Source organism: Bradyrhizobium sp. Arg237L, assembly GCF_029990105.1.
Taxonomy (GTDB): Bacteria; Pseudomonadota; Alphaproteobacteria; order Rhizobiales; family Xanthobacteraceae; genus Bradyrhizobium.
This window is the reverse complement of record NZ_JAQMIL010000011.1, coordinates 114,071-136,555: the sequence shown is the minus strand read 5'-3', so window position 1 is coordinate 136,555 and position 22,485 is coordinate 114,071. Positions and strand designations below refer to the sequence as shown.

The following is a 22,485-nucleotide window of genomic DNA, read 5'->3' as shown; positions in this document are numbered from 1 at the left end:
GATGGCCGTTGACGTCATGCAGAGACATCCGAACGCGATGGGCCAGTGGCAATTCATTCGGTCGAACAGCTTTCGCTGGGCACTTGCGGTGGCCGGCGTCCTTGCCGTCTTCATGATCGCGCTGTTCGGTTTCATCTATGTGAAGATCGACAATTATCTGATCGAGCGGACCGACCGCATGCTCACCCGTCAGATCGCCTTCATGGCGACGCTGCCGATGGAGCGCCAGCTCAACGCGATCGAAGATCATCTGCGGCAGGATTCGCGCGGCGTTCAGTTTGCAGGGGTGTTTGGATCGGACGGGCGGAGGTTGGCCGGCAACATGGAGCGTCTTCCGGCCGGTCTCAAGATCGACGCCCCGGCGCAGAGCGTCACGGCGGCCAAGGTGGACCCGCCGAATCACGATCACTCAGTTCGCGCCATCGCAAAGCGCATGCCAAACGGCAACGTCCTGGTGATTGCACGCAATGTCGATGAGACCAAGGAAATCTCCCATGTCGTCGGCGAAGCGCTCGCGTTCGGATTGTTGCCGGCATTCATCATCTGTCTTCTGGCCGGTGCCTGGCTGAGCGTGCGGGCGCAGCGGCAGGTCGAGGAGGTCAACCAGCGCGTTCAGCGCATTATCGCGGGCGATCTGCGTGAGCGGCTACCATATAGCGAGGGCAGCGAGCCGTTCTCGAAGCTCGCGGTCATCGTCAACGGCATGCTCGACGAGATGGAAACGATGATCAACGCGCTGGCCGGCGTCGGCAACGATATCGCCCACGATCTCAGGACGCCGCTGACGCGCGCAAGACTGACGCTCGAGCGCGGCCGCACCCATGCAACGTCGCTGGAGCAGCTTCAGACGGTCGCGGACAAGGCGATCGCAGGGATCGATCAGTCGCTGACGATCATCACCGCGCTGCTGCGGCTTGCCGAGATCGAGAACAGCCGGCGGTCGGCCGGCTTCGGCATCGTGCCGCTGCATGAGATGTTGCGGGAGGTCTGCGACATCTACGAGCCGATCGCGGAGAACAAGAATATCGCGCTGACTGTCCACGCCGAGCACGAGCTCAACGTACGCGGCGACCGGGACCTGTTGATCGAGGCCGTCACCAATCTCGTCGACAACGCCATCAAGTTCACGCCGGAAGGCGGCAAGGTCGACATCGAACTGTTGCGCAACGCCAATGAAACCGTGATCCGCATTGTCGATACCGGCAGCGGGATCACGGCAGAGGAGCGCGACGCGGTGCTGCGACGGTTCTATCGGTCCGACAAGATGCGCAACACGCCTGGCGTCGGCCTCGGCCTCAATCTGGTGGCTGCGATCGTCAAGCTGCACGGCTTCCGGCTGACGATCCACCCGGGCGCGGGATGCCGCGTCGAGATCATCTGCCCGGATCCGGAAGCGCAATCGCTGAGGGAGGGCCGCGGCCTGTCCGTGTGACTTGCGCATAGCCTGCTTTTTCTCCGATATTGAGCGTGTCGTTTGGAGGAGCAGGCCATGAGCACAGCGATACAATCCTATCGGATATCGGTCGGTGACGATGTGCTCGAGGATCTCAAATCGAGGCTCCGCCGGACGCGGTGGCCCGAGGCCGAACTGGTCGAAGACTGGAGCCAGGGCGCTCCGCTGAAGTGGATCCAGGAGGTCTGCCGCTACTGGGCCGACGAATATGATTGGCGCAGCCGCGAAGCGCGCCTCAATCGCTTTGCGCAATTCACGACCGAGATCGACGGGCTTGGCATCCATTTCCTGCATATCCGCTCGCCGCATGCGAACGCGTTGCCGCTGATCATCACCCATGGCTGGCCGGGATCGGTGGTCGAATTCCACAAGGTGATCGAACCGCTCACCGACCCGACGGCGCACGGTGGCCGTGCGGCCGACGCGTTTCACGTGGTCTGTCCGTCATTGCCGGGCTTCGCCTTCTCCGCCAAGCCGCGTGCAACCGGCTGGGGCGTCGATCGCATCGCCGCGGCCTGGGCCGTGCTGATGGAGCGTCTTGGCTATGGGCGATATGGCGCGCAAGGCGGTGACTGGGGCTCGGCTGTCACGACCGCGCTGGGCGCGCAAGACGCTGCGCATTGCGCCGGCATTCACATCACGCTCGCGATGGCGACGCGGCCCAACGTCGAGGGACAGCCGACGCCGGAAGAGGCGCGGGCGCTGAACGGTATCAAATATTACGCCGACTGGGATTCCGGCTATTCCAAGCAGCAGTCGACCCGGCCGCAAACGCTCGGCTATGGGCTGACGGATTCGCCGAGCGGCCAGGCCGCGTGGATCCTGGAGAAGTTCTGGGCCTGGACCGACTGCGACGGGCATCCCGAGAACATCCTGTCCCGTGACGAACTGCTCGACAATGTCATGCTGTATTGGGTGCCCGCCACCGCGGCTTCCTCGGCGCGGCTCTATTGGGAAAGCTTCGGATCGAAACGGCGAACCGCGCACAAGGTCACTGTGCCGACCGGCGTCGCCGTATTTCCCAAGGAGATCGTTACGCCGGTTCGAAAGTGGATGGAGGCGAGCTACACCAATATCCGCCATTGGAGCGAGATGCCAAAGGGCGGTCACTTCGCCGCCTTCGAGCAGCCCGAGTTGTACGTGCGCGAGGTGCGCGAGTTTTTCCGGCCGTTGCGCGAGGAAGCGAGCAAGTCATGACCGACCGCGGGGTTCAGCGTACGGGTTGCTGGGTGCATTTGGCCGCAAATTAATGGGCCCCGGTGCATTGGAGCATCGCGGGGCCCTGCATCTTCGTTTTAGCGAAGGATTCTGGTAGACACCAGGATAACTCTGGATCGTAAAGCGCGTGGCCTTTGCGCTCCCATCCGGTCGATATGTTCAGATTGTCGACGGCGCAACGCGGCTAGCAGCTGCTGTTCACCTCAACTGCGCCGAGACCTTGCTGAGCAAGGTCACTGGACTGGCCCGGTGGCGTCATGCTCCTCTCCAAGAGTGGGCCGACGGACATCTGTCCGTATCTTCTGCTTGCTGCCCGACCACATGACCGGTCAGCAATTCCTGCGAGGTCGGGAGCCAAGTGCTCCAGCACCCCAACAGGTGCATCACCAAAATGCTGCGGCAGATATTGGAGACTGTCAAGTGAAGTCGCGGTTCCCCGAGGTGAGGGAACCATGAAGCGCAGGATCATTTCCTATGTCGGCTGCCAAGCGCTGTCGCGATGGAGGCCGGATCCTTGATGCGCTCCATCAGCATGTCGATGCGATCGCCGCCCCAGAACAACTCGCCATTGAACACCATCGTTGGGACGCCGAACACGCCAAGCGCCTCCGCTTCCTCGATGATCCGATCGTGCTCCGCTCGCGCGGGTCCATGAACATATTCCTCGAAATCCTTCGCCGACCCACCGATTGAGGCAATCACGCCGACGATATCAGATAGTTCGTCGATCTCCAGATCATGGTTCCAGAAGCGGCGAAAGACCGTGTCGTGATACGGCCGGAACAGCCCATGGCGTTGGGCGAACAGCATGCCGGCGCTGGAATAGAATGCATCGTAGATCCGCCGCGGTCCCTTCATGGTCAGGCCCTGCGCGTTGGCGAAACGGCGCGCGTCCATGTAGGCGTAGCGCACCTTGCGCCAGAAATGCGGGGTGCGCTCTTGCACCGTCCCCATGAATTCCGGGATCCGAAGGGTATAAGGCAGCCACTCCAGTTCGACACCATGCTGCTCTTCGAGCTCGAACAGGCGCTTGTTGGCGACGAAGGCGTAAGGGCTCTTGTAGTCGGTGTAGATGCGTACGCGCGGCCGTTCCATCCCTGACCTCCCTGATCGTAGTGGCTCTCAGGCGTCTGCACGTTTCGTTTGACGATACTGGCTCAGATCGGGATCATGGGTCATCGCCCAATAGTCGACGAAGCGCCAGGGCATGGCCGAGAACACGCGGCCCCGGCTGTTGCGATAATAGGTCGTCATGCCCGGATGGGTCCAGATCAACTGCTCGTGCTCGGCATCGACCTTGCGGACATATTGATCATGCGCGTCCTGACTGACATCAATGGCGGCGATGCCTTTCTCGATCATCTCGACCAGGCAAGCCGAGATGTAGCGGCTCTGGCATTCCGACTGGAAAATCACGCTGCCGCCATGCGCAGGTCCTGAGTTCGGGCCAAGCATCAGGAACAGGTTTGGGAAGTTTGGCACAGTCAAACCGAGATAGGCCGTCGGGTTGTCGTTGGCCCAGACGTCCCTGAGATTGTTGCCGCCTCGCCCGGTGATGTTGAGCCGCGCCGCCATTTCCGATACCCTGAAGCCGGTGGAGACGACGATGATGTCGTGCGCACGCTGCTTGCCATCCGCCGTGACGATGCCCTCGCGCGCAAAATGATCGATGGGATCGGTGACCAGCTCGATGTTCGGCTTGGTAAGCGTCTTGAACCAGTTGTTGTCGAGCAGGATGCGCTTGCCATAGGGCGGATAGGTCGGCACGCATTTTTCGATGAGGTCGGGGCGATCCTTGAGCTCGGATAGGATGAAATCCGTCAACTCCTGCCGGTGCCGGTCATTGCCCTTGTTGACGGCGCGCGCCGGATGCGGCCAGTTCGGATCCTTGCGCAGGAATGGCAGCAGGCCGTCACCATAGCGCCAGAACATGTTGAAGCGGTACCACTGCACATAGAAGGGCAAGTGCGCGAGCAGCCATCGCGCGCCTTCGGTGATCGGGTCGGAGTAACCCTTGACCGGCCGAGCCCATTGCGCCGTGCGCTGATAGACCGTGACCGACGATACGCGATCGGCGATGGCGGGCACGAGCTGCATCGCAGTGGCGCCGGTGCCGATCACGGCGACGCGCTTGCCGTCGAGATCGATATCGTCGGACCACAGCGCCGAATGCACGGCGAGGCCCTGGAAATCTTGCTCGCCCTTGAAGTGAGCCGGGGCGGGGTCGTTGAGCTGGCCGATGGCGCTGACCAGAGCGGTCGATTCGAAAGTTTCTTGGCCGTTCTCGGTCCTGAGAGTCGAAATCCAGCGCCGCTTGTTCTCGTCCCAGCGTGACGCGGTCAACTCGGTGTTGAGACGGACATGGCGTCGGATGCCGTGTTCGCGCACCACCTTCAAGAGATAGTCGAGCAGTTCCTGGCGCGGCGCGAAATAGCGCGTCCACTGGTTCCGCTCGCCGAAGGAGAAGGAGTAGGAGTGGTTCGGCGTATCGACACCGCAACCGGGATAGCGGTTGACGTACCAGGTGCCGCCGATCTCGTCCTCTTTCTCGACGATGGTGTAGGGGATGCCGAGCCGGTCCAGCGCGACGCCGAGCGCAATCGCGCACACGCCGGCGCCGACGATCAGGACGTGCTGCTCCGCGAGCTTCTCGTCCGATGGAGGTTTGGTCCAGCGCGCATCGCGCGGGATGAAACCCATTTCCTCGCGCATCAGCGGCGAATATTCCGGTGCGACGTTCTCGCCGAGCGTCGCGCTCATCATCTTCAGCATCAGCTCGTTGCCGGGATCGGTGATGACAGGCGTGGGCTCGCCGTTCTCATAGAGCTTCAGGACTGCGGCGCGAATTTCGTCCTGGATCTCCTTCGGTACGCCGGCGTCCGGATCGGGGATCAGGCGCACGTCGCGCTTGGGCTTGTATGGCGGTTCGAGCCAGCGCTCATCGCCGGTCATGTGCACCAGCACCATCAGCAGCACGCGGATGTCGCCTTCGGCGATGGCGGAAGCCAGGTCGAGTTTCTTGCGTGGCATTTCGATATTCATGCCGTTGTCCTCACGCTTCCGGTGCTTCCGGCAGTCCGCCATAGGCGGCCCATGTAGAGCCCGCGATAAAGCCGGCATCGACCGGCAGGTTGATGCCGGTGACGCCGCTGCTCTTTGGCGAAAGCAGCCAGGCGATCGCCTGCGCCACTTCGAACGGCTCGACCAGCCGGTTCATGGCAGTAGGCCGCGACAACAGTTCCTTGTCGAGCGCGCCGGAAGCGATGCCGGCTTCCAGCATCGCCGTACGCGTAAAGCCCGGCGACACCGCGTTGACGCGCACGCCGACCCGGCCCCACTCGGCCGCAAGCGTCTGCGTGATCTGGATGACGCCGGCCTTCGCCGCGGTATAGGCGTGGATCGGGCCGGACGTCATGCCGGCGACGGAGGCGACATTGACGATGGCGCCGCTCCGTCGAGCGGCCATCCGCACGCCGACGCTGCGGGCGACCATAAAGCTGCCGCGCAGGTCGATATTGACCTCGCGGTCCCATTGCTCCATCCGCACCCGCTCGATCCGATGCATCTTGCCGAACACGCCGGCGGCATTGACGAGACCGGTGATCGGGCCGTGCGCGGCCTCGATGTCGGCAACGCCGGCCGTGACGGTTGCTTCGCTCGCGACATCAAAGGGAGCGGGCCAGAGGATCGCATCGGTCCCCACCAGCGGTTCCGGCGCGATGTCGACGACGATGACGCGCTGGCCCTGATCGGCAAGCAGCGTGGCAGTGGCGGCGCCGATGCCGCGGCTGCCGCCGGTGACGAGAACGAGGCCGTCAGCGGTCATGACCGTTATCCTCACTTGCTCTGTTGAACAGCCCGCGGGTCACGAGCTTGCGATAGGCGGAGATCACATGATCGGGCGGGGCAGTGACCTTGCCGCCGGCGTAGGAATAGCGGCGGCTGAGATAGCCGCGCGCGCCCATCAGCATCTGCACGATGGCCTCGAACTCCTCGTGGCTGAAATCGATGATCTCTCCGGCTTGGCGCGCGCGGCCGAGGATGCGTACATAGGCGGTTGAGATATTGTCGAAATGTTTCTGGTAGCCGATCGGCGCAAAGAATTCGGCTTCGTTGAGGATGCGCAGGAACTCCGGCACCTCCAGGATGAAATCGAAGAAGGCGGAGAAGCGCTCGATTTCCTGCTGTGCCGTGTGCGCGGTGCCGGTGCGCGCGTGGATGAAGCGCACCATGTCCAGTCCGATCTTCGGCAAGAGCTGCTCGAGCAGTTCCTGCCGACTCTCGAAATGATTGTAGAAGGTGCCTTGCGCGACGCCGGCTTCCTCGGTGATGCGGGCGACGGAGGCTTCGGCGTAGCCATATTTGCCGACGACCTTGGTCGCGGCGTCGAAGATCTTTTGCTTGGTCCAGGCGTTGCGCTCGACCCGGTTCAGCTTGGTGAGCTTGAGGGGCGCAGCGTGCGGTGCTTGGGTCATGTAGCGGTCTCCAGTTCGGCGCGCAGCACACGCTTGAGTACCTTGCCGGAAGGATTGCGCGGCAGGCTGTCGCGGATGATCAGTTGTTTCGGCACCTTGAAGCCGGCGAGCCGCGCGCGGCAGTAGTCGGTGAGGGCGGGAAGATTCAGCGCAGCCCCTTCCGACAGCACGACGATCGCGACCGGCTTCTCGCCCCAGCGCTCATCGCGCAGGCCGATGACGGCGACCTCGCGAACCTCGGGCATCTCATAGATGACGCGCTCCACCTCGGAGGAGGCGATGTTCTCGCCGCCGGAAATGATCAGGTCCTTCTTGCGGTCGGTGAGATAGAGGAAGCCCTCCTCGTCGAGATAGCCGACATCGCCGGTGCGGAACCAGTCGCCGAAGAAGGCGGCGGCGGTCTTCTCCGGGTCCCGCCAGTATCCTTTCGTGATCTTCGGTCCGCGCAGGCAGATCTCGCCGTTCTCGCCGGGCGGAAGCCGATCGCCTCGATCGTCACGGATCTCAATTTCGACATGGGCGATGGCACGGCCGGTCGAGCCGATCTTATCGATCTCGCGGCCCGGCTCCATGAAGGTGTCACCGCCGACGCTCTCGGTCAGACCATAGGCGTCGATGTAGCGGGCATTCCTGAAGTAGTCGGAGAAGGCGCGGATGCGCACCTCCGGCGTTTTCTCGCCGCCGCCGATCGCCCATTGCAGACTGGAAACATCGTAGCGGTCGCGAGTGGGGCAGGTGAGGATCGCGGTGGTCATCACAGGAGCGAACCACGCCGCGTTCAGCTTCTCCGCTTCGATCGCAGCGAGTGCCTGTTCGGGCTTGAAGTCGCGATGGACCGAGAGCATTCCGCCATGCCAGAGCACCGCGATTCCAGGCAGATCGAGTGCGCCGACATGATAGAGCGGGCCGACGACAAGGAGGCGCGTATCCGCATTGAGGCCGAGCGCCAGCGTCTGGTCGGCCGACTTCCAGTACATATTCTCGTAACTGAGCATCACGCCCTTGGGGCGGTCCGTCGTGCCTGACGTGTACATCAGCCGCATCAGGTCCTGCGGTCGGCGGACATGCATCGGCGCGGGCGCGATATCGCCTGCGAGCCGCGTTGCGGTTGATTGCGCGGCCTCATCGAGCAGCACGATCGGCGCATGAACCGCCGTGATCGCATCGAGTTCTTCGTCCGCGATCAGGATGCGCGCGCCGGAATTGTCGACGATGTAGCCGACCTCATCGACGGAGAGGCGATAATTGATCGGCAGGAACACCGCGCCGACGTGGCTGGTCGCAAACACCAGTTCGAGAAAGGCGGCGCTGTTCTTCATCAGAACCGCGACGACGTCGCCGGCACCGATGCCGCGGGAGGCGAGCCAGCCGGCCACCCGGCGGATGCGCTCGTCGAATTTGCCGTAGGAAATGTCCACGCCGCGATATTTCAGTGCACACCGATCAGGCGTCCGCTTGGCATGAAAGGCGATGAAGCTCGATAGGTTGATCATCTGCCGCTCAAAGGGCCGTTTCGGCCTCGTTTCCTTCCCCGATGAACTATGACTCGTAATTCATCTTTGGCTTGACGTCACCCCTCTTGCTCTGAAATCCTTGTGTCCACGGAGACGAGATGATCTCCGGCAAGGGAATAGGGAACGACAACCCGACTGGGAGGGGAGAATGAAGAGAACCCGTCAACCGGGCATCAGCCGCCGTGCGACTTTGGCGCTGATGGGCGCCGGTGCGGCGACGATTGCTGCGCCATGGGTGGCGCGCGCGCAGGCCAAAACCATCAAGATCGGCATGCCGACGATTCTGTCGGGCCGCGTTGCGCAGCTCGGTACCTCTTCGCGCAACGCCGTGCTGCTCGAGGTCGAGAAGGTCAACGCCGCGGGCGGCCTGACCGGCCGGCAGATCGAGATGGTGATCCGCGACTCCAAGGGCCAGCCGCAGGAAGCAGCCCGCGTCGCGCGCGAACTCGTCAACACCGACGGCTGCGAGATGCTGTTCGACGGCGAGGCCTCGTCCGGATCGTTCGCAGTGCACGAAGTGGCGCGCGACCTCGGCGTGCTCTGCATCCATACCTGCTCGGAAGCCTCGTCGCTGACGGCCGATCCGAAGCAGCACATTCCCAACGCGTTCCGCTGCGTCCGGCAGGGCATTCACGATTCCATCGTCGGCGGCAGCTATGCGGCTGCGATCGCGAAGGCCAAGGGCTTGAAGAAATGGGCGACCTGCTCGCCGGATTATGCCTATGGCCGCGATACGACAGGCGAATTCGCGCTCTATCTCAAGCGCTTTGCGCCCGATGTCGAGATCATCAGCGAGTCCTGGCCAAAGCTGTTCCAGCCTGACTACACCGAAGTGGTGACGAAGATCCTGCAGGCCAAGCCGCAGGCGCTGTATACCTGCCTGTGGGGCGGCGATCTGACATCCTATATCGACCAGGCCAACATCTACGCGCTGTTCACGCAGATGGAAGTCTTCGCCGTCAACATGGCTGACTACACCGCGCTCACGGTGGTGAAAAACCTGCCGAAAGGCATTCATTCCGGCAACCGCTACATCAAGACGTTCCCGAAGACGCCGGAGAATGCGGCGTGGGGCGACGCCTACCGGGCGAAGTACAATGAGTATCCCACCAACTGGTCGTGGCAGAACGCGACCGCGGTGATGCTGCTCACTGAAGCCGTGAAGAAAGCCAACTCCACCGACGGCAAGAAGGTGGCGGAAGCGTTGCGCGGGCTGACGATCAAGTGCCCGTTCGGCGCCGACGGCACCGTGACGATGCGCGCGGAGGACAACACTCTGGTTGGCTACGCCATCGGTTGGGGCACCACGATCCCGCAGGAACCCTATGTGCCGGAAGTGAAGGCCGGCGATTGGAAGACCATCTTCGAGCTCGAAGCCGAGTGGAAGAAGAGCAAGGGCTACACCTGACAGGTCTCTCTAGAGTGGAGGCGGGCGGGCCGCTTCCACTCACGCATCGCTTAAGTTTGCGCGCCGGCGGTCTCGGTGCGCTCTGATGGAAATGCTGCTTTGGATATAGACGCGCTCGCTGGCTGCCTCGCCAGTCCGGCCTGTCTGGTGACGCAAACCACCAGCGGCCTCATCATCGGTATGCTGCTGTTTCTCGTCGCCGTCGGGCTGACGCTGATCTTCGGCGTGCTCAGGGTGGTCAATTTCAGCCACGGCGCCTTCTATATGTTCGGCGCCTATTTCGCGATGACGGCTTACCAATTCTCTGACAGCTTTGCGCTGGCGATGCTGTGCGGCGCGGTAGGTACGGCGATTCTCGGCCTGATCTTCGAGCGCGTGTTCATGAGCCGCGTCTATGGCGCCGACGTGCTGATGCAATTGCTGGTCTGCTACGCCTTCGTGCTGATCTTCGACGATGTCGTACGCATGGTGTGGGGGCCTGAATTCAAGTCGATGGGTATGCCGTCGGCGTTCCAGGTGCCGCCGCTGTTCATCGCAGGTGGCGTCGTGCCGCCCTATTACCTGCTGCTGATCGGGGTCGCGCTGGCCGCCGCCTTGGTGCTCGGCCTTGGGCTTGCCCGCACCCGGATCGGCAAGGTGATCCGCGCGGCCGCCCACAATCCGGGCATGGTGTCCGCACTCGGCATCAATACCGGCCTGCTCTATGGCGGCGTGTTCGCGCTCGGTGGCATGCTCGCCGGGCTTGCCGGGGCGCTGGCGGCGCCGGTGCGTTCGCTGACGCCGGGGATGGGCTTTTCGGTGCTGATCGAATCCTTCATCGTTACTGTGATCGGCGGCATGGGCTCGATCCTGGGCGCGCTGATCGGGGCATTGCTCATCGGCCTGATCCGCTCGTTCGGCTCGCTCGGCTTTCCCCTGTTCACCGAAGGCTTGATGTACCTGTTCATGGTGATCGTCCTGGTGTCGCGGCCGACCGGCCTGTTCGGCAAGGAGGTCGCATGACCGAGCTGCAGGCTGGTCGCGCGTCGGAAACCTTGGGTGCGCCACGCATCGAAACGCGCTCGTTCCGCTCGCGTTATCGCGACATTCTGATCGCACTGGTCGCTTTTGCTGTACTGGCAGCACTGCCGTTCTTCTTCGGCAGCAAGGCGCTGCTCGATTTCGTGATCCGCTGCTCGGCTTTCGGCCTGTTCGCGACTTCGCTCAACCTGCTTGTCGGCTACACCGGCATGATCTCGTTCGGGCACGGCATGTTCTTCGGGCTCGGCGCCTATGGCTTCGGCCTGCTGATGCAGCGCACCGCCGTGCCGATACCGGTGGCCTTTGTGGCGACGCTCGCGATCACCGCTGTCTTCGCTGCAATCATCGGGGCGATCTGCGTCCGGCTGAAGGAGATCTATTTCGCGTTCGTCACGCTGGCATTCCAGATGCTGATCCACTCGACGATCCTGACCTGGGCGTCGCTGACCGGCGGCGATCAGGGCTTGCGCGGCGGCATCCCGCGCCCGGTGTTCTTCGGCATCGATCTTGCCAATCATGTGCATCTTTACATCACAAGCTGCGCGCTACTGGTGCTCGGCCTGCTCTTGATGCGCCAGATCGCGCAATCGCCGTTCGGCTATACGCTGCGCATGATCCGCGACAACGCCCGACGGGCGAGCTTCATCGGCATCGATGTCTGGCGCGCCAAGCTGACGATCTTCGTGCTGGCGGCGCTGTTTGCCTCGACCGGCGGCATGGTCATGGCGCTGTTCGTCTCGGGCGCCTATCCCGAATTCGCCTACTGGACGATTTCGGGCGAGGGCATCTTCATCAACATGCTCGGCGGCGTCACCACGTTCCTGGGGCCGATGGTCGGCACGGTGCTGCTGCTGATCCTCAACGATACCGTCACCCGCTACACGGAATATCATGGCATCGTGCTCGGCGCCGTGATCCTGTTCTTCGCCATCGGTCTGCGCAAGGGGCTGATGGACTATGTGCTTGAGTGGTATACGCAGCGGCGCGACGGGCCAGGGGAGCGCGGCTAGCCATGCTGGATATTCGCGGCCTCTCAAAGTCGTTCGGCGGCGTGAAAGCGACGGACAACGTTTCGCTGGATTTTGCCGATGGCTCGCTGACGGCCGTGATCGGTCCGAATGGTGCCGGCAAGAGCACGTTCTTCAACCTGATCACAGGCGCGCTCAGGCCGGACTCCGGCGAGGTCCTGCTCGATGGTGTCGATCTCGCCGGCAAGTCGCCGCCCGACATCGTGCGGCACGGTATCGGGCGGGCGTTCCAGGTTGCCAGCATCTTCCCGTCGCTGACAGTGCAGGAGACCATGCTCGCCGCCGTCTGCGCGGATCAGCGCCGCTCGACCGTGCTGCACCGGCGCTTCCCGCTTGCCGAAACGCGGGATCGTGCCGAGCACGTGATGGAATTGCTCGGCCTTGCCAACAAGCGCCACCGCACCGCCGCGACACTGTCGCATGGCGACCAGAAACTGCTGGATATCGCGCTGGCGCTGGTGCTCGATCCAAAGGTGCTGCTGCTGGATGAGCCGACCGCCGGCATGGGCACTGAAGAGCGCTGGCGGATGATCGACAAGGTCCGGGAGCTCTGGGAGGCGCAGAAGATCACGGTCGTCTTTATCGAACACGACATGGACATCGTGTTCAAGATCGCGCCCAGGATCGTCGTGCTCTGCTACGGCCGCATCCTTGCGACTGGCACACCTGATGCCATCAGGCGCAACGAAGCGGTGATCGAGGCCTATCTGGGCACCGAGGAACATGCCGAGGCCGTGACATGAGCGCTTTGCCAGTCGTGCAGGTCGAGGACCTCGACGTCTACTATGGCACCAGCCAGATCTTGTTCGGCGTCGGCCTCTCGGTGCGGCAGGGCGAGACCATGGCGCTGCTTGGCCGCAACGGGGCCGGCAAGTCCACCACCATGAAGGCGATCATGGGACTCGCGCCGGCGCGTCGCGGCAAGGTGACGCTGAACGGCAGGACCGTCTCCGGGATGAGGCCGCATCGCATCGCCCGCGCCGGGCTCGGCTTTGTCCCGGAGGACCGCCAGATCTTCCCGGAGCACACCGTGGAAGACAATCTCGTCATCGGCCAGAAGAAGGGGCCGAATGGCGAGGACGAATGGTCGATCCGGCGCATCTATGACGTGTTCCCATTGCTCGAGCCGCTGCGCTATCGGATCGCGGGACGGCTGTCCGGCGGCGAACAGCAGATGCTGGCCATCGCCCGGACGCTGATGGGCAACCCGGCGCTGCTGCTGTTGGACGAGCCGAGCGAGGGGCTGGCACCGATCATCGTGCAACGAATAGGCGAACTCCTGCGGCAGCTTCGCGCGACCGGCGCCACGGTGCTGATCGCCGAGCAAAACATGCATTTTTGCCTTGGCCTTGCGAGCCACGCGACGGTTATCGACAAGGGCCAAATCGTCTACACATCTCCTATCGAAGAGCTGAAGGCCAACGACAACATTCGGCAGCGCTATCTGGCGCTGTAGCCTTCGGCCCCCATGGGGAGGATGAATGGCGGTTGAAAGCAGGCTGGCGCCGACACACGAGGCGCCCTATCGCGGCCTTCGCGTGCTCGATTTCGGACAGGGCATTGCGTCGCCCTATTGCGCGATGCTGCTCGGCGTCTATGGCGCCGATGTCATCAAGGTCGAGCCGCCTGAGGGCGACTGGTCGCGCTATCTCGGAACGACCTATGGCAACCACACCACGCTGTCGGCGGTCTATAACCGCGGCAAGCGCAGCCTGTGCCTCGATCTGAAGCACAAGGATGGGATCACGATTGCCCAGAAGCTGGCAAAGGAGGCCGACGTCCTGATCGAAGGCTTCCGGCCCGGCGTGGCCGCGCGGCTGGGGCTTGGCTATGAGAGCCTGTCACGCGACAATCCCGGCCTGATCTATCTCTCGGTCAGCGGCTTCGGGCAAAGCGGGCCTTACGCGAAACGTCCCGGGTCGGATTCCGTGGCGCAGGCCTTTTCGGGTCTGGTCTCGGTCAATGCCGGCACGGACGGGGTGCCGCATCGGGTCGGCACGACGATCTCCGACATCGTCACCGGCGTCTATGCCTTCCAGGCCATCGCCACCACGCTGTTCGCGCGGGCGATCGTGGGTACGGGGCGCTGGATCGACGTTAATCTCTGCCAGTCGACGGCGGCGCTGCTGGGCCACAAGGTTGCTGAGTTCATTCTGGAGGGTGGCGCACCGCGCGCGCTCAACGTTCCCGCAGGCACCTACCAGGCCAAGGACGGCTGGATGATGGTGACGCTGGTGAACGAAGCGCAGTACAAACGCCTATGCACAGCGATCGGACGCGACGACCTCGCCACCGATCCGCGCTTTGCCGATTTCGCCAGGCGTGCGGATTCAGCCGACGCGCTGATCCCGCAGCTACGGGAGGTCTTCTTGACCCAAACGGCCGAGGTGTGGCTGACGCGCCTGCATGCGGCCGATATCATCGCGGAACGCATCCACAATCCCGGCGAATGGTTGAGGAATGCTCACGTCGAGGCGACCAAAGCCGCGGTCTGCCAGGACACGCCCGGCGTCGGCCCGGTCTACACGCCGCGAACGCCGGGGATCGCAAGTCGTTCAGAGGACGATTTGTGTCCCGCGCCGGATATCGGTCAGGACAGCGTCGAGGTCCTGACAGAGGCTGGCTTCGACAGTGCGGCCATCGATGAGTTGATCGGAGCCGGTGCGGTGCGCCAGTGGCGGCCAAATGGAGGTGGTGCATCATGAGCAAACTCGTCCGCTACTCGGTTGCCGACGGTATTGCCGAGATCGTGCTGGATCGCCCGCCGGTCAACGCGCTGAGCCTGTCCCTGATCGATGCGCTGCTGGCCGCATTGCAGACGGCCAAGGACGATGCAGCCGTGCGCGCCGTGATCATCGGCAGTGCTCACAAGGTATTTTGTGCCGGACTCGATCTCGACATCGTGCGCGGCAAGCCGGCGATCGAGACCAAGGGCTTTCTCGAGCGCCTCTACTTCGCCCTCAACGACATCCAGTACCGGATGGGCAAGCCGACGATTGCGGCTATCGATGGTGCCGCGCGGGCCGGCGGCATGACCATTGCCATATCCTGTGACATGATCATTGCTGGCGACGCTTCGACCTTCGGCTATCCGGAGATCGATGTCGGGCTGATACCGGCGCTGCACTTCGTGCATTTGCCGCGGCTGGTCGGAAAGCACCAGGCGTTCGGGCCACTGTTTCTCGGCGAGCCCTTTGATGCGGCGACCGCGTTCCGCATGGGCCTATTGAGCGAAGTCGTGCCGAAGGGAACCGCGCTCGATCGTGCACGCGAGGTCGCCCGAAAGCTCGCCGCCAAGTCGCCGATCGTGATGAAGATCGGCCGCGATGCCTTCATGCGCGCGGTGGATGCGGACTACCGCCGCGCGATCGAGAACGCGGCCGAGAGTTTTGCACTTGTCGCGACGACGGAAGATTGTCAGGAAGGGTTGAACGCGTTCGTCGAGAAGCGGACGCCAAACTATCGGGGACGCTGATGGCTGGACTATATTTCGAGGAGTTCGAGGTCGGGCAGGAATTCCATCATGAATTCAGCCGGACCGTGACCGAGATGGACAACACGATGTTCAGTCTGTTGACCATGAACCCGCAGCCATTGCATCTCGATGCTCATTTCGCCGAGAAGACCGAATATGGCCAGCGGCTTTTCAACAGCCTCTATACGCTCGGCATCATGATCGGCATGAGCGTCTATGATACGACGCTCGGTACCACGGTCGGTAATTTGGGCATGACGGATGTGAAGTTTCCCAAGCCGGTGTTTCATGGCGATACGCTGCGGGCGCACACCAAGATCGTCTCGAAGCGCCCGAGCAAGTCGCGGCCGACCCAGGGGCTCGTGGAATTCGAGCACACCATGACCAACCAGCGCGGCGAGGTGGTGGCGAGCTGCCGCCGTACGGGGCTGATGCTCTGCAAACCGAAGGCGTGAGGTGATGCGTTCGTTCCTGTTCGTTCCCGGCGACAGCGTCCGGAAATTCGAAAGCGCCAAGAAGACGGCCGCGGATGCGCTGATCCTCGATCTCGAAGACTCCATTGCGCCGGAGCAGAAAGTGGCGGCACGCGGCATCACGCGCGAGATGCTGAATTCGCGCAATCCCGATCAGAAGATGTATGTCCGCGTCAACGCGCTCGATACCGACATGACGCTAGGCGATCTCGCGGCTATCATGCCGGGGAAACCCGACGGCATCGTCCTGCCGAAATGTGCGGGGGCCGCCGACGTCAACCAGCTCGCGCTTTACCTTGATGCGTTCGAGGCGGCATCCGGCATCGCGCAAGGTTCGACGCGCATCGTGACGGTTGCGACCGAGACGGCGCGCGCGGTGCTGAAACTGCTCGACTTCGAGAATATGAGCCCGCGGCTGTGGGGCATGATGTGGGGCGCCGAAGACCTCGCCGCCTCGCTCGGGGCCTCGCGCAACCGCACCAACGGCCGCTTTCATAGCCCGTTCTGGCTGGCGCGCGATCTCTGCCTGATCAGCGCGGCCGCCGCCGGCGTGGTCGCCATCGATACAATCGCGACCGACATTAACGATCTGGAGGCGCTGCGTGAGGAATGCATCACGGCACGGCAGGATGGTTTCCTGGCGAAGGCGGTGGTCCATCCAAAGCATGTCGACGTCGTCAATGCCGCCTTCATGCCGACCGATGAGGAGATCGCGTGGTCAGAGCGCGTTGTCGCCGCATTCGCGGGCAATCCGTCCGGCGTGGCGAAGATGGATGGCAAGATGCTGGACAAGCCGCATCTGCGCGCCGCGGAGAAGATTCTGGCGCTGCGGCGGAGCTAGCGCAGGTGCGTAGGGTGGGCAAAGCGAAGCGTGCCCACCATTCACGGTCGGTGCCAGAAAAGGTGGGCACGCTGCGCTTTGCCCACCCTACGAATTTGAGTTGATCAACGCGCGCTCAGCCGTAAGCCGAGCTATCTCGTCCTCCGAAAATCCAGCGTCGCGCAGGATGTCCTCGCCGTGCTCGCCGAGCTGCGGCGGATGATGGCGGATCGAGGGTGGCGTCTTGCTCCAGGTCGCGGCGGGGCCGGCGACGCGGAGCGTTCCTTCGCTCGGATGCTCGATCGACTGGATGAGTCCGACCGCGGCGAGATGCGGATCGTCGATCAGGCTGTCCAGATCGTGCAGTGGGGCGTGCGGAATGTCGGCTTCTTCGAACAGGCGCATCCATTCGGCGGTGCTGCGGGTCTTCATGACCTTTGAAAACCAGTCGTAGACGAAATCATAGTTGCGTGTGCGCGCCGAAATGCCATTCAGCCGGGGATCACGATCGGCTTCGTTCTCGAGGCCGATCTGGCTGAAGAAAGCGTTCCACTGCTTGTCGGAATAGACCAGCGCGCAGATATAGCCGTCGCTGGTCTGGTAGGGGCGGCGGTCCGGCGACAGCAATCGCGAATAGCCGGGCGGGCCGATCGGCGGCTCGAAACTGCGGCCGGCCATGTGGTCGCCGAGCACGAACTGCGCCATGGTCTCGAACATCGGGATTTCGATCGCCTGGCCTTCGCCGGTGCGGTCGCGATGGATCAAGGCGGCGAGGATCGCGTGCGTAGCGTTCAGGCCGACGATGCGGTCGGCCATCGTGGCCGGCGAGTAGCGCGGCTCGCCGGTGATCTTGCCCGTCAGTGCCGGCAGCGCCGTCAATCCCTGGATCAGATCGTCATAGGCCGGCCGCCCCGCATAGGGACCGGTCTCGCCGAACCCGTGCAGGCTCGCATAGACCAGCCGCGGATTGATCGCGAGCAGATCACCGGCGCCGAGCTTGAGCCGCGCCATGGCGGCCGGCCGGACGTTATGAACGAAGACGTCGGCCGTCGATGCCAGGCGTAACAGCGCCTCACGCCCGCCCGGCTTCTTAAGATCGAGCACGATGGAGCGCTTGTTGCGGTTGCCCTGCAGGTACATCGCGCCCATCCGGGGATGTCGCATCGGCGCGGCATGGCGCATCACGTCGCCATCGGGACTTTCGACCTTGATCACGTCGGCGCCGTAGTCGCCAAGGATCATGGTCGCGTAGGGCCCCATCATGACGCTGGTGAGGTCGATCACCTTGAAACCGGCGAGGGGACCCGCCGGCTTCGGCGCACGGTCTTGAGCGCGCCCGGTCAACGGCCTGCAGCCAAAGCTTCGGTGAACGCCTTGAACACCTCGGTGCCCGGCTTGCCGCGCTTGTTGATGTCCTTCACCCAGTCCTCGGCGACGGCCTTGAAGGCGGTGTCGAACTGTTTCTTGTCGTCAGCGCCGAAGTTTATGACCTTCATGCCCTGCGACTTGATCTTCTCGGTTGCGGCCTTCTCGCCGTCCTCGAACCGTTTGCAGCCTTCGCGCGTCGTCCGTTCGCCGGCCTCCACCAGCGCCTTGCGCACGTTCTCGGGCAACGAACGGAACTTGGCCTCGCCCATCGAATAGGTGAAGATCGCGGTGCCGAAGTTGAGCCCTTCGGTGCCGGATTTCAGGATCTTGCCGAAATCGTAGGAAACCGAGCTCTGGTAGGAGAAGATCAAGCCGTCGAGCGTGCCGCGGGTAAGCGATTCATAGATTTCGGGCGCCGCCATCCGCACCGGCACGGCGCCGATCGAGCGCGTCATCAGGTCCATTGCGCCACCGGTGGTGCGGATCTTCAGGCCTTCTAGGTCCTTTGCAGCCTTGATCTCGCGGCTGTTGGCGACCTGGATCTGATAGGCGGGCAGTGCGATCGTCACCAGCGGGCGGAGCTGGTTCGGCGCGAATTCCTTGGTTTCGAGGATGCCGCCATTGTGGGAGACCTTGTAGAACGCGATCGACCCCTGGCATTCCGTCTCGAAGATGCCGGGCAGCTCGGCGACTGCGGTCAGCGGATATTTGTCCGACGAATAGGACGGCACCACATAGGAAACGTCGGCGACGCCGGCGACGGTGAGCTGCGCCATGTCCTTGGCCTTGCCGAGCTGCTCGGCAGGGAAGTGTTGGAAGGTGACCTGGCCGTTGGTCATCTTGGTCACGAGCTCGGAGAACGGTTTGCCGACCAGCTCGTGAATGACATGGCCGTTAGGCAGGCTGTCGGAGAGGCGCAACGTGATTTTTTCTTGAGCGGCGCTTGGAGACGTCGCGGCGGCGGCCAGTAGCGCAGCAAGGACGAAGCGTCTCCGCAGACGAACGTTCATTTTGTTTCCTCTCCCTTTTGTTTCGTTACGCTAGAGCTTCGGTTCTGATTGAATCAGAACCGAAGCTCTAGATTCTCGTTTTGACGCGTTTTCTGCGCAGATAAGTCTAGGCAATCTGCGTAAACTTGATTGCTATGCGAACCGGTGTCCACTTCGCTCGAAAACGCTCTAGTAGCCCATCTTCATCGGCAGCCACAGGATGATCATCGGCCAGATCACCAGGATCGCGATCGCGATCAGATGGGCGATGAAATGCGGCAGGACGCCGTGAAACACCTCGGCGACCGGGCGCCCTGAATAGCGGGCCACGACGAAGCAGTTCAGCCCGACCGGCGGCGTGATCATGCCGACCTCGGCGGTGACGATCTTGATGACGCCGAACCAGAGCGGATCGTAGCCGAGTGACTTGATCAGCGGCAGCACGATCGGCACTGTCAGGACCAGGATCGCGATCTGGTCCATGAAGGAGCCGAGCACGATATAGCCGAACAGGATGATGGTGAGGATCAGCCAGGGCGGCACCTGCAGGCCGCCGACCCAGGCGACCAGGCTCTGCGTCACCTGCGTCAGCGTAAAGAAATAGCCGAAGATCGAGGCGCCAAACAGGATCATCGCGATCATGCAGGTGCCGTGCGCCGACCGCAGCAGCGCGGCCCGCAGGCTCTTCCAGTTGATTTTGCCCTTCCAGAGCGCGAGCACGAAAGCGCCGAAGGCGCCGAGCGCGGAGGCTTCAGTCGGCGTCGCGACGCCGGTATAGATCACGCCCGTCACCATGCCGAACAAGAGCAGCATCGGGCCGACCACCCGCAGCATGCGGAATTTTTCCGCGAGCGAGACCGATGGCGCTGACGGCGCGCGCGACGGATCCTGCCAGGCCAGGAACCACACCGTCGCCATGATGGTGAAGGTGACGAGGATGCCCGGAATGACGCCGCCGATCAGGAGCGCGCCGATGTTCACTTCCGCGAGCAGGCCGTAGATCACCAGCGCCACCGACGGCGGGATCAGCATCGCCAGCGTGCCCGAGATCGCCACTACGCCAGCCGCCATCCTGGGCTCGTATCCCTGCTTGAGCATCGCCGGCAGGCTGGTCGCTGACAAGGTCGCGGCAGAAGCGGTGCTGGTGCCGCAGATCGCGCCGAAGCCGGCGCCGGCGAGCGCGGTTGCCATGCCGAGCCCGCCCGGAACCCGTCCGACCCAGGCGGCCGTCGCCTTGAACAGATCGTCGGCGATCCCGCTGACGAGCACGAATTCCGCCATCAGCAGGAACATCGGGATGGTGATGAGCTCGTAAGAGGTCACCGCCGATAGGGGCGCTGTCTGCAGGATGCCCGAGAGCATCGGCATGCCGCCGATCAGATAGAGCCCGAGCACTCCTGAACCGGCCATCGCAAAGCCAACCGGCGTGCCGATCGCGAGCAGCACGAACAGCACGACCATTGCAAGCGTGAGTATCATTCGAAGGTCTCCCCCGTGGCATGCGACGACGGCAGCGCGATCAGGGCGCGGCCGGTGGCCAGCGAGAGGAGGTGGCCGATCAGGTGCAGCGCAAGGCGCAACGTGATCAGCCCGGCCCCGAAAGGAACGAGCGCAATCGACGGCCACATCGGCCACGGAATGGCGCCCGCCATGACGTCGGCTGACTGGAAGCTGTCGACGGCACGCAGGAAGCCGAGATAGGCGATCAGGGAAAACACGACGATCCCGACGATGCAGGTGACGATCTCGGAGACGCGGATCATCGCCGGCGAAAACTTCTGCTGCAGGATATCGACGCTGACATGGGCATGGCTGGCATAGGCTTCCGACAGCACCAGGAAGAAGATGCCTGCCATCAGATAGAGCGAGATCAGGTCATAGGCCCAGGAGAAGGGCTTGTTGAACGCGTAGCGCATGATGACATCGCTGAACACGATGATCATGATGGCGAACATGAACGCCGCCGCCACGGTGGAGGCGATCTTCTCGATCGTCGCTAGCGCCTTCAATATTCCGTCAAGCAAAATTAGCTCCCCCAGTTCACTTGAACAGTTTACTTGGCCGGAATGGCCGCCACCGCCGCGTCAAACTCCTTCAGCGCGTCACTGCCGCGCTTGCCGCGCGCGTCGAGGCCTTCGGACCAGGTCTTGGCGACGCCCTTCATCAGGTCCTTGAATTTCGCATTGGCGTCAGGTGACAGCGTCTCGAACTTGACGCCTGTGGCTTCCATCGATTTCTTGGTCTCGTCGTCCGATTTCTGGACCTGCTGGCAGGCGGAGGGGATGATTTCCTCGGCGACATCGACCATCGCCTTCTGCACCTCGGGCGAAAGCTTCTTCCAGGCCGTTTCGCTGATCGAATAGGCGACGATGAAACTGGCAAAGCCCAGTCCATCGGTCGAGTATTTCACGAGCTTGTCGGCGCCATAGGCGACCACGCTTTCGAGCGGGAACAACAGCCCGTCCATGGTGCCCCGCGATAGCGATTCATAGGCATCGGGCGCTGCCATGCGCACCGGCACGGCGCCAATCGCGCGCAGCGTAAGATCCTGCGCGCCGCCGGTGGAACGCAGCTTCAGGCCGGTGACATCGCCGACATCCTTGACCGGCTGCTTGACGGTGAAAATGCGATATTGCGGCAGGCTGACCGCGAGCAGCAGGCGGATATTGTTGGCGGTATAATCCTGCTGCGCAATGACGCCGTTCCGCGCCAGCTTCCAATAGGCCAGCGTCCCCTGGCAGGAATGCTCGAACGCGCCCGGCAGCATCGCGACTTCGGACACCGGCATCTTGTCGGAGACATAGGCCGGCGCGACATAGCCGATATCGGCAACACCGGTCTGCGTCAGCTTCAGCATGTCGGCGGCCTTGCCGAGCTGCTGCGCCGGATAGTGGTCGAAGGTCACCGCGTTGTTGGTGCGCTTCTTGACCTCCTCCATCCAGGGTTCGAGGACGAGCTTGACGAGATAGTGGCCCTTCGGAAACGAATCCGCCACCCGCAGGTGAAGCGGTTCGGCGGCCTGCGCCAGAACTGTCGATGCAGCCAAAAAAGCGCAGCCGACAAGGGTCCGCCCGATCGCGACCATAGATCCTCCCTGGGACGTATTGTTGTTGGAAGTAGCTGCGCATAAACGAAATTGATCGTCAAGAACGGCGCGCAGGCTGAAGCCGCGAGGCGCCACAACCGGAGAGCGCGGCTTGTGCGGGCGCGAATTGACTTTGCCGGATGATCGGCTGCAAATGCG

General features: G+C 62.9%; 21 protein-coding genes. 11 read left to right on the top strand and 10 right to left on the bottom strand.

Annotation, left to right across the window (positions count from 1 at the left end):
• Nucleotide 1: 1 nt before the first annotated feature.
• Together OZ411_RS09495 and OZ411_RS09490 are read left to right on the top strand one after the other, a co-directional pair.
• Nucleotides 2–1,432: an ATP-binding protein gene (locus OZ411_RS09495; protein WP_349016992.1), complete on the top strand. Its 1,431-nt coding sequence runs from the start codon at nt 2–4 to the stop codon at nt 1,430–1,432.
• Nucleotides 1,433–1,489: 57 nt separating this feature from the next.
• Complete coding sequence (locus OZ411_RS09490; protein ID WP_282527723.1) at nt 1,490–2,650, top strand: epoxide hydrolase family protein; 1,161 nt, start codon at nt 1,490–1,492, stop codon at nt 2,648–2,650.
• 486 nt (nt 2,651–3,136) lie between these two features.
• Here the strand turns inward: OZ411_RS09490 and OZ411_RS09485 are convergent, their stop codons facing one another.
• Genes OZ411_RS09485 through OZ411_RS09465 form a run of 5 tightly spaced genes read right to left on the bottom strand, consistent with a single transcriptional unit; the run spans nt 3,137 to nt 8,639 of the window.
• Nucleotides 3,137–3,766, bottom strand: coding sequence for a DsbA family protein (locus tag OZ411_RS09485; RefSeq protein WP_282527722.1), 630 nt, complete (start codon nt 3,764–3,766; stop codon nt 3,137–3,139).
• Nucleotides 3,767–3,793: 27 nt separating this feature from the next.
• Nucleotides 3,794–5,713: an NAD(P)/FAD-dependent oxidoreductase gene (locus OZ411_RS09480; RefSeq protein WP_282527721.1), complete on the bottom strand. Its 1,920-nt coding sequence runs from the start codon at nt 5,711–5,713 to the stop codon at nt 3,794–3,796.
• A 10-nt stretch (nt 5,714–5,723) separates the two neighbouring features.
• Entirely contained in the window at nt 5,724–6,497 is a 774-nt protein-coding gene (locus tag OZ411_RS09475) for an SDR family oxidoreductase (RefSeq protein ID WP_282527720.1), read from the bottom strand.
• Nucleotides 6,487–7,146, bottom strand: a complete 660-nt coding sequence (locus OZ411_RS09470; RefSeq protein WP_282527719.1) for a TetR/AcrR family transcriptional regulator — start codon at nt 7,144–7,146, stop codon at nt 6,487–6,489. The genes OZ411_RS09475 and OZ411_RS09470 overlap by 11 nt, the downstream gene beginning before the upstream one ends.
• A complete protein-coding gene (locus OZ411_RS09465) occupies nt 7,143–8,639 on the bottom strand; it encodes an AMP-binding protein (protein ID WP_282527718.1) in 1,497 nt (498 codons plus the stop codon). Before OZ411_RS09465 ends, OZ411_RS09470 begins: the two co-directional genes overlap by 4 nt.
• 169 nt (nt 8,640–8,808) lie before the next feature.
• Here OZ411_RS09465 and OZ411_RS09460 point away from each other — a divergent pair, with 169 nt between their 5' ends.
• The 9 genes from OZ411_RS09460 (at nt 8,809) to OZ411_RS09420 (ending at nt 16,905) form a co-directional block, all read left to right on the top strand.
• Nucleotides 8,809–10,068, top strand: coding sequence for an ABC transporter substrate-binding protein (locus tag OZ411_RS09460; RefSeq protein WP_282527717.1), 1,260 nt, complete (start codon nt 8,809–8,811; stop codon nt 10,066–10,068).
• Nucleotides 10,069–10,167: 99 nt separating this feature from the next.
• Nucleotides 10,168–11,070: a branched-chain amino acid ABC transporter permease gene (locus OZ411_RS09455; protein WP_282527716.1), complete on the top strand. Its 903-nt coding sequence runs from the start codon at nt 10,168–10,170 to the stop codon at nt 11,068–11,070.
• The gene (locus OZ411_RS09450; protein WP_282527715.1) at nt 11,067–12,098 is read left to right on the top strand and encodes a branched-chain amino acid ABC transporter permease; all 1,032 of its coding nucleotides are present in this window, start codon (nt 11,067–11,069) and stop codon (nt 12,096–12,098) included. Before OZ411_RS09455 ends, OZ411_RS09450 begins: the two co-directional genes overlap by 4 nt.
• A gap of 2 nt (nt 12,099–12,100) precedes the next feature.
• Nucleotides 12,101–12,859, top strand: coding sequence for an ABC transporter ATP-binding protein (locus OZ411_RS09445; protein ID WP_282527714.1), 759 nt, complete (start codon nt 12,101–12,103; stop codon nt 12,857–12,859).
• Nucleotides 12,856–13,572: an ABC transporter ATP-binding protein gene (locus OZ411_RS09440; RefSeq protein WP_028164870.1), complete on the top strand. Its 717-nt coding sequence runs from the start codon at nt 12,856–12,858 to the stop codon at nt 13,570–13,572. The genes OZ411_RS09445 and OZ411_RS09440 overlap by 4 nt, the downstream gene beginning before the upstream one ends.
• 25 nt (nt 13,573–13,597) lie before the next feature.
• Entirely contained in the window at nt 13,598–14,821 is a 1,224-nt protein-coding gene (locus OZ411_RS09435; protein WP_282527713.1) for a CaiB/BaiF CoA-transferase family protein, read from the top strand.
• Entirely contained in the window at nt 14,818–15,591 is a 774-nt protein-coding gene (locus tag OZ411_RS09430; protein ID WP_282527712.1) for an enoyl-CoA hydratase/isomerase family protein, read from the top strand. The genes OZ411_RS09435 and OZ411_RS09430 overlap by 4 nt, the downstream gene beginning before the upstream one ends.
• On the top strand, nt 15,591–16,046 hold the full coding sequence (locus tag OZ411_RS09425) for a MaoC family dehydratase (RefSeq protein ID WP_282527711.1): 456 nt from the start codon (nt 15,591–15,593) through the stop codon (nt 16,044–16,046). Before OZ411_RS09430 ends, OZ411_RS09425 begins: the two co-directional genes overlap by 1 nt.
• 4 nt (nt 16,047–16,050) lie before the next feature.
• The gene (locus tag OZ411_RS09420; RefSeq protein ID WP_282527710.1) at nt 16,051–16,905 is read left to right on the top strand and encodes a CoA ester lyase; all 855 of its coding nucleotides are present in this window, start codon (nt 16,051–16,053) and stop codon (nt 16,903–16,905) included.
• An 87-nt stretch (nt 16,906–16,992) separates the two neighbouring features.
• Here the strand turns inward: OZ411_RS09420 and OZ411_RS09415 are convergent, their stop codons facing one another.
• The 5 genes from OZ411_RS09415 to dctP (OZ411_RS09395) form a co-directional block, all read right to left on the bottom strand.
• Nucleotides 16,993–18,228, bottom strand: coding sequence for a CoA transferase (locus tag OZ411_RS09415; RefSeq protein WP_282527709.1), 1,236 nt, complete (start codon nt 18,226–18,228; stop codon nt 16,993–16,995).
• Entirely contained in the window at nt 18,225–19,262 is a 1,038-nt protein-coding gene (gene dctP, locus OZ411_RS09410) for a TRAP transporter substrate-binding protein DctP (protein WP_282527708.1), read from the bottom strand. Before dctP (OZ411_RS09410) ends, OZ411_RS09415 begins: the two co-directional genes overlap by 4 nt.
• Nucleotides 19,263–19,430: 168 nt before the next feature.
• Nucleotides 19,431–20,720, bottom strand: coding sequence for a TRAP transporter large permease (locus OZ411_RS09405; protein ID WP_282527707.1), 1,290 nt, complete (start codon nt 20,718–20,720; stop codon nt 19,431–19,433).
• Nucleotides 20,717–21,265 (bottom strand): TRAP transporter small permease, encoded by a 549-nt coding sequence (locus OZ411_RS09400; RefSeq protein WP_130577058.1) that lies wholly within the window; start codon nt 21,263–21,265, stop codon nt 20,717–20,719. The genes OZ411_RS09405 and OZ411_RS09400 overlap by 4 nt, the downstream gene beginning before the upstream one ends.
• A 29-nt stretch (nt 21,266–21,294) precedes the next feature.
• Nucleotides 21,295–22,326: a TRAP transporter substrate-binding protein DctP gene (gene dctP, locus OZ411_RS09395; RefSeq protein ID WP_282527706.1), complete on the bottom strand. Its 1,032-nt coding sequence runs from the start codon at nt 22,324–22,326 to the stop codon at nt 21,295–21,297.
• Nucleotides 22,327–22,485: the final 159 nt, after the last annotated feature.

Coding starts and splice junctions, on each gene's coding strand:
- dctP (WP_282527708.1), bottom strand. CDS start 19,262: ATGAACGTTCGTCTGCGGAGACGCTTCGTCCTTGCTGCGCTACTGGCC.
- OZ411_RS09475 (WP_282527720.1), bottom strand. CDS start 6,497: ATGACCGCTGACGGCCTCGTTCTCGTCACCGGCGGCAGCCGCGGCATC.
- OZ411_RS09425 (WP_282527711.1), top strand. CDS start 15,591: ATGGCTGGACTATATTTCGAGGAGTTCGAGGTCGGGCAGGAATTCCAT.
- OZ411_RS09465 (WP_282527718.1), bottom strand. CDS start 8,639: ATGATCAACCTATCGAGCTTCATCGCCTTTCATGCCAAGCGGACGCCT.
- OZ411_RS09430 (WP_282527712.1), top strand. CDS start 14,818: ATGAGCAAACTCGTCCGCTACTCGGTTGCCGACGGTATTGCCGAGATC.
- OZ411_RS09495 (WP_349016992.1), top strand. CDS start 2: ATGGCCGTTGACGTCATGCAGAGACATCCGAACGCGATGGGCCAGTGG.
- OZ411_RS09485 (WP_282527722.1), bottom strand. CDS start 3,766: ATGGAACGGCCGCGCGTACGCATCTACACCGACTACAAGAGCCCTTAC.
- OZ411_RS09420 (WP_282527710.1), top strand. CDS start 16,051: ATGCGTTCGTTCCTGTTCGTTCCCGGCGACAGCGTCCGGAAATTCGAA.
- OZ411_RS09490 (WP_282527723.1), top strand. CDS start 1,490: ATGAGCACAGCGATACAATCCTATCGGATATCGGTCGGTGACGATGTG.
- OZ411_RS09470 (WP_282527719.1), bottom strand. CDS start 7,146: ATGACCCAAGCACCGCACGCTGCGCCCCTCAAGCTCACCAAGCTGAAC.
- OZ411_RS09480 (WP_282527721.1), bottom strand. CDS start 5,713: ATGAATATCGAAATGCCACGCAAGAAACTCGACCTGGCTTCCGCCATC.
- OZ411_RS09460 (WP_282527717.1), top strand. CDS start 8,809: ATGAAGAGAACCCGTCAACCGGGCATCAGCCGCCGTGCGACTTTGGCG.
- dctP (WP_282527706.1), bottom strand. CDS start 22,326: ATGGTCGCGATCGGGCGGACCCTTGTCGGCTGCGCTTTTTTGGCTGCA.
- OZ411_RS09405 (WP_282527707.1), bottom strand. CDS start 20,720: ATGATACTCACGCTTGCAATGGTCGTGCTGTTCGTGCTGCTCGCGATC.
- OZ411_RS09440 (WP_028164870.1), top strand. CDS start 12,856: ATGAGCGCTTTGCCAGTCGTGCAGGTCGAGGACCTCGACGTCTACTAT.
- OZ411_RS09445 (WP_282527714.1), top strand. CDS start 12,101: ATGCTGGATATTCGCGGCCTCTCAAAGTCGTTCGGCGGCGTGAAAGCG.
- OZ411_RS09450 (WP_282527715.1), top strand. CDS start 11,067: ATGACCGAGCTGCAGGCTGGTCGCGCGTCGGAAACCTTGGGTGCGCCA.
- OZ411_RS09435 (WP_282527713.1), top strand. CDS start 13,598: ATGGCGGTTGAAAGCAGGCTGGCGCCGACACACGAGGCGCCCTATCGC.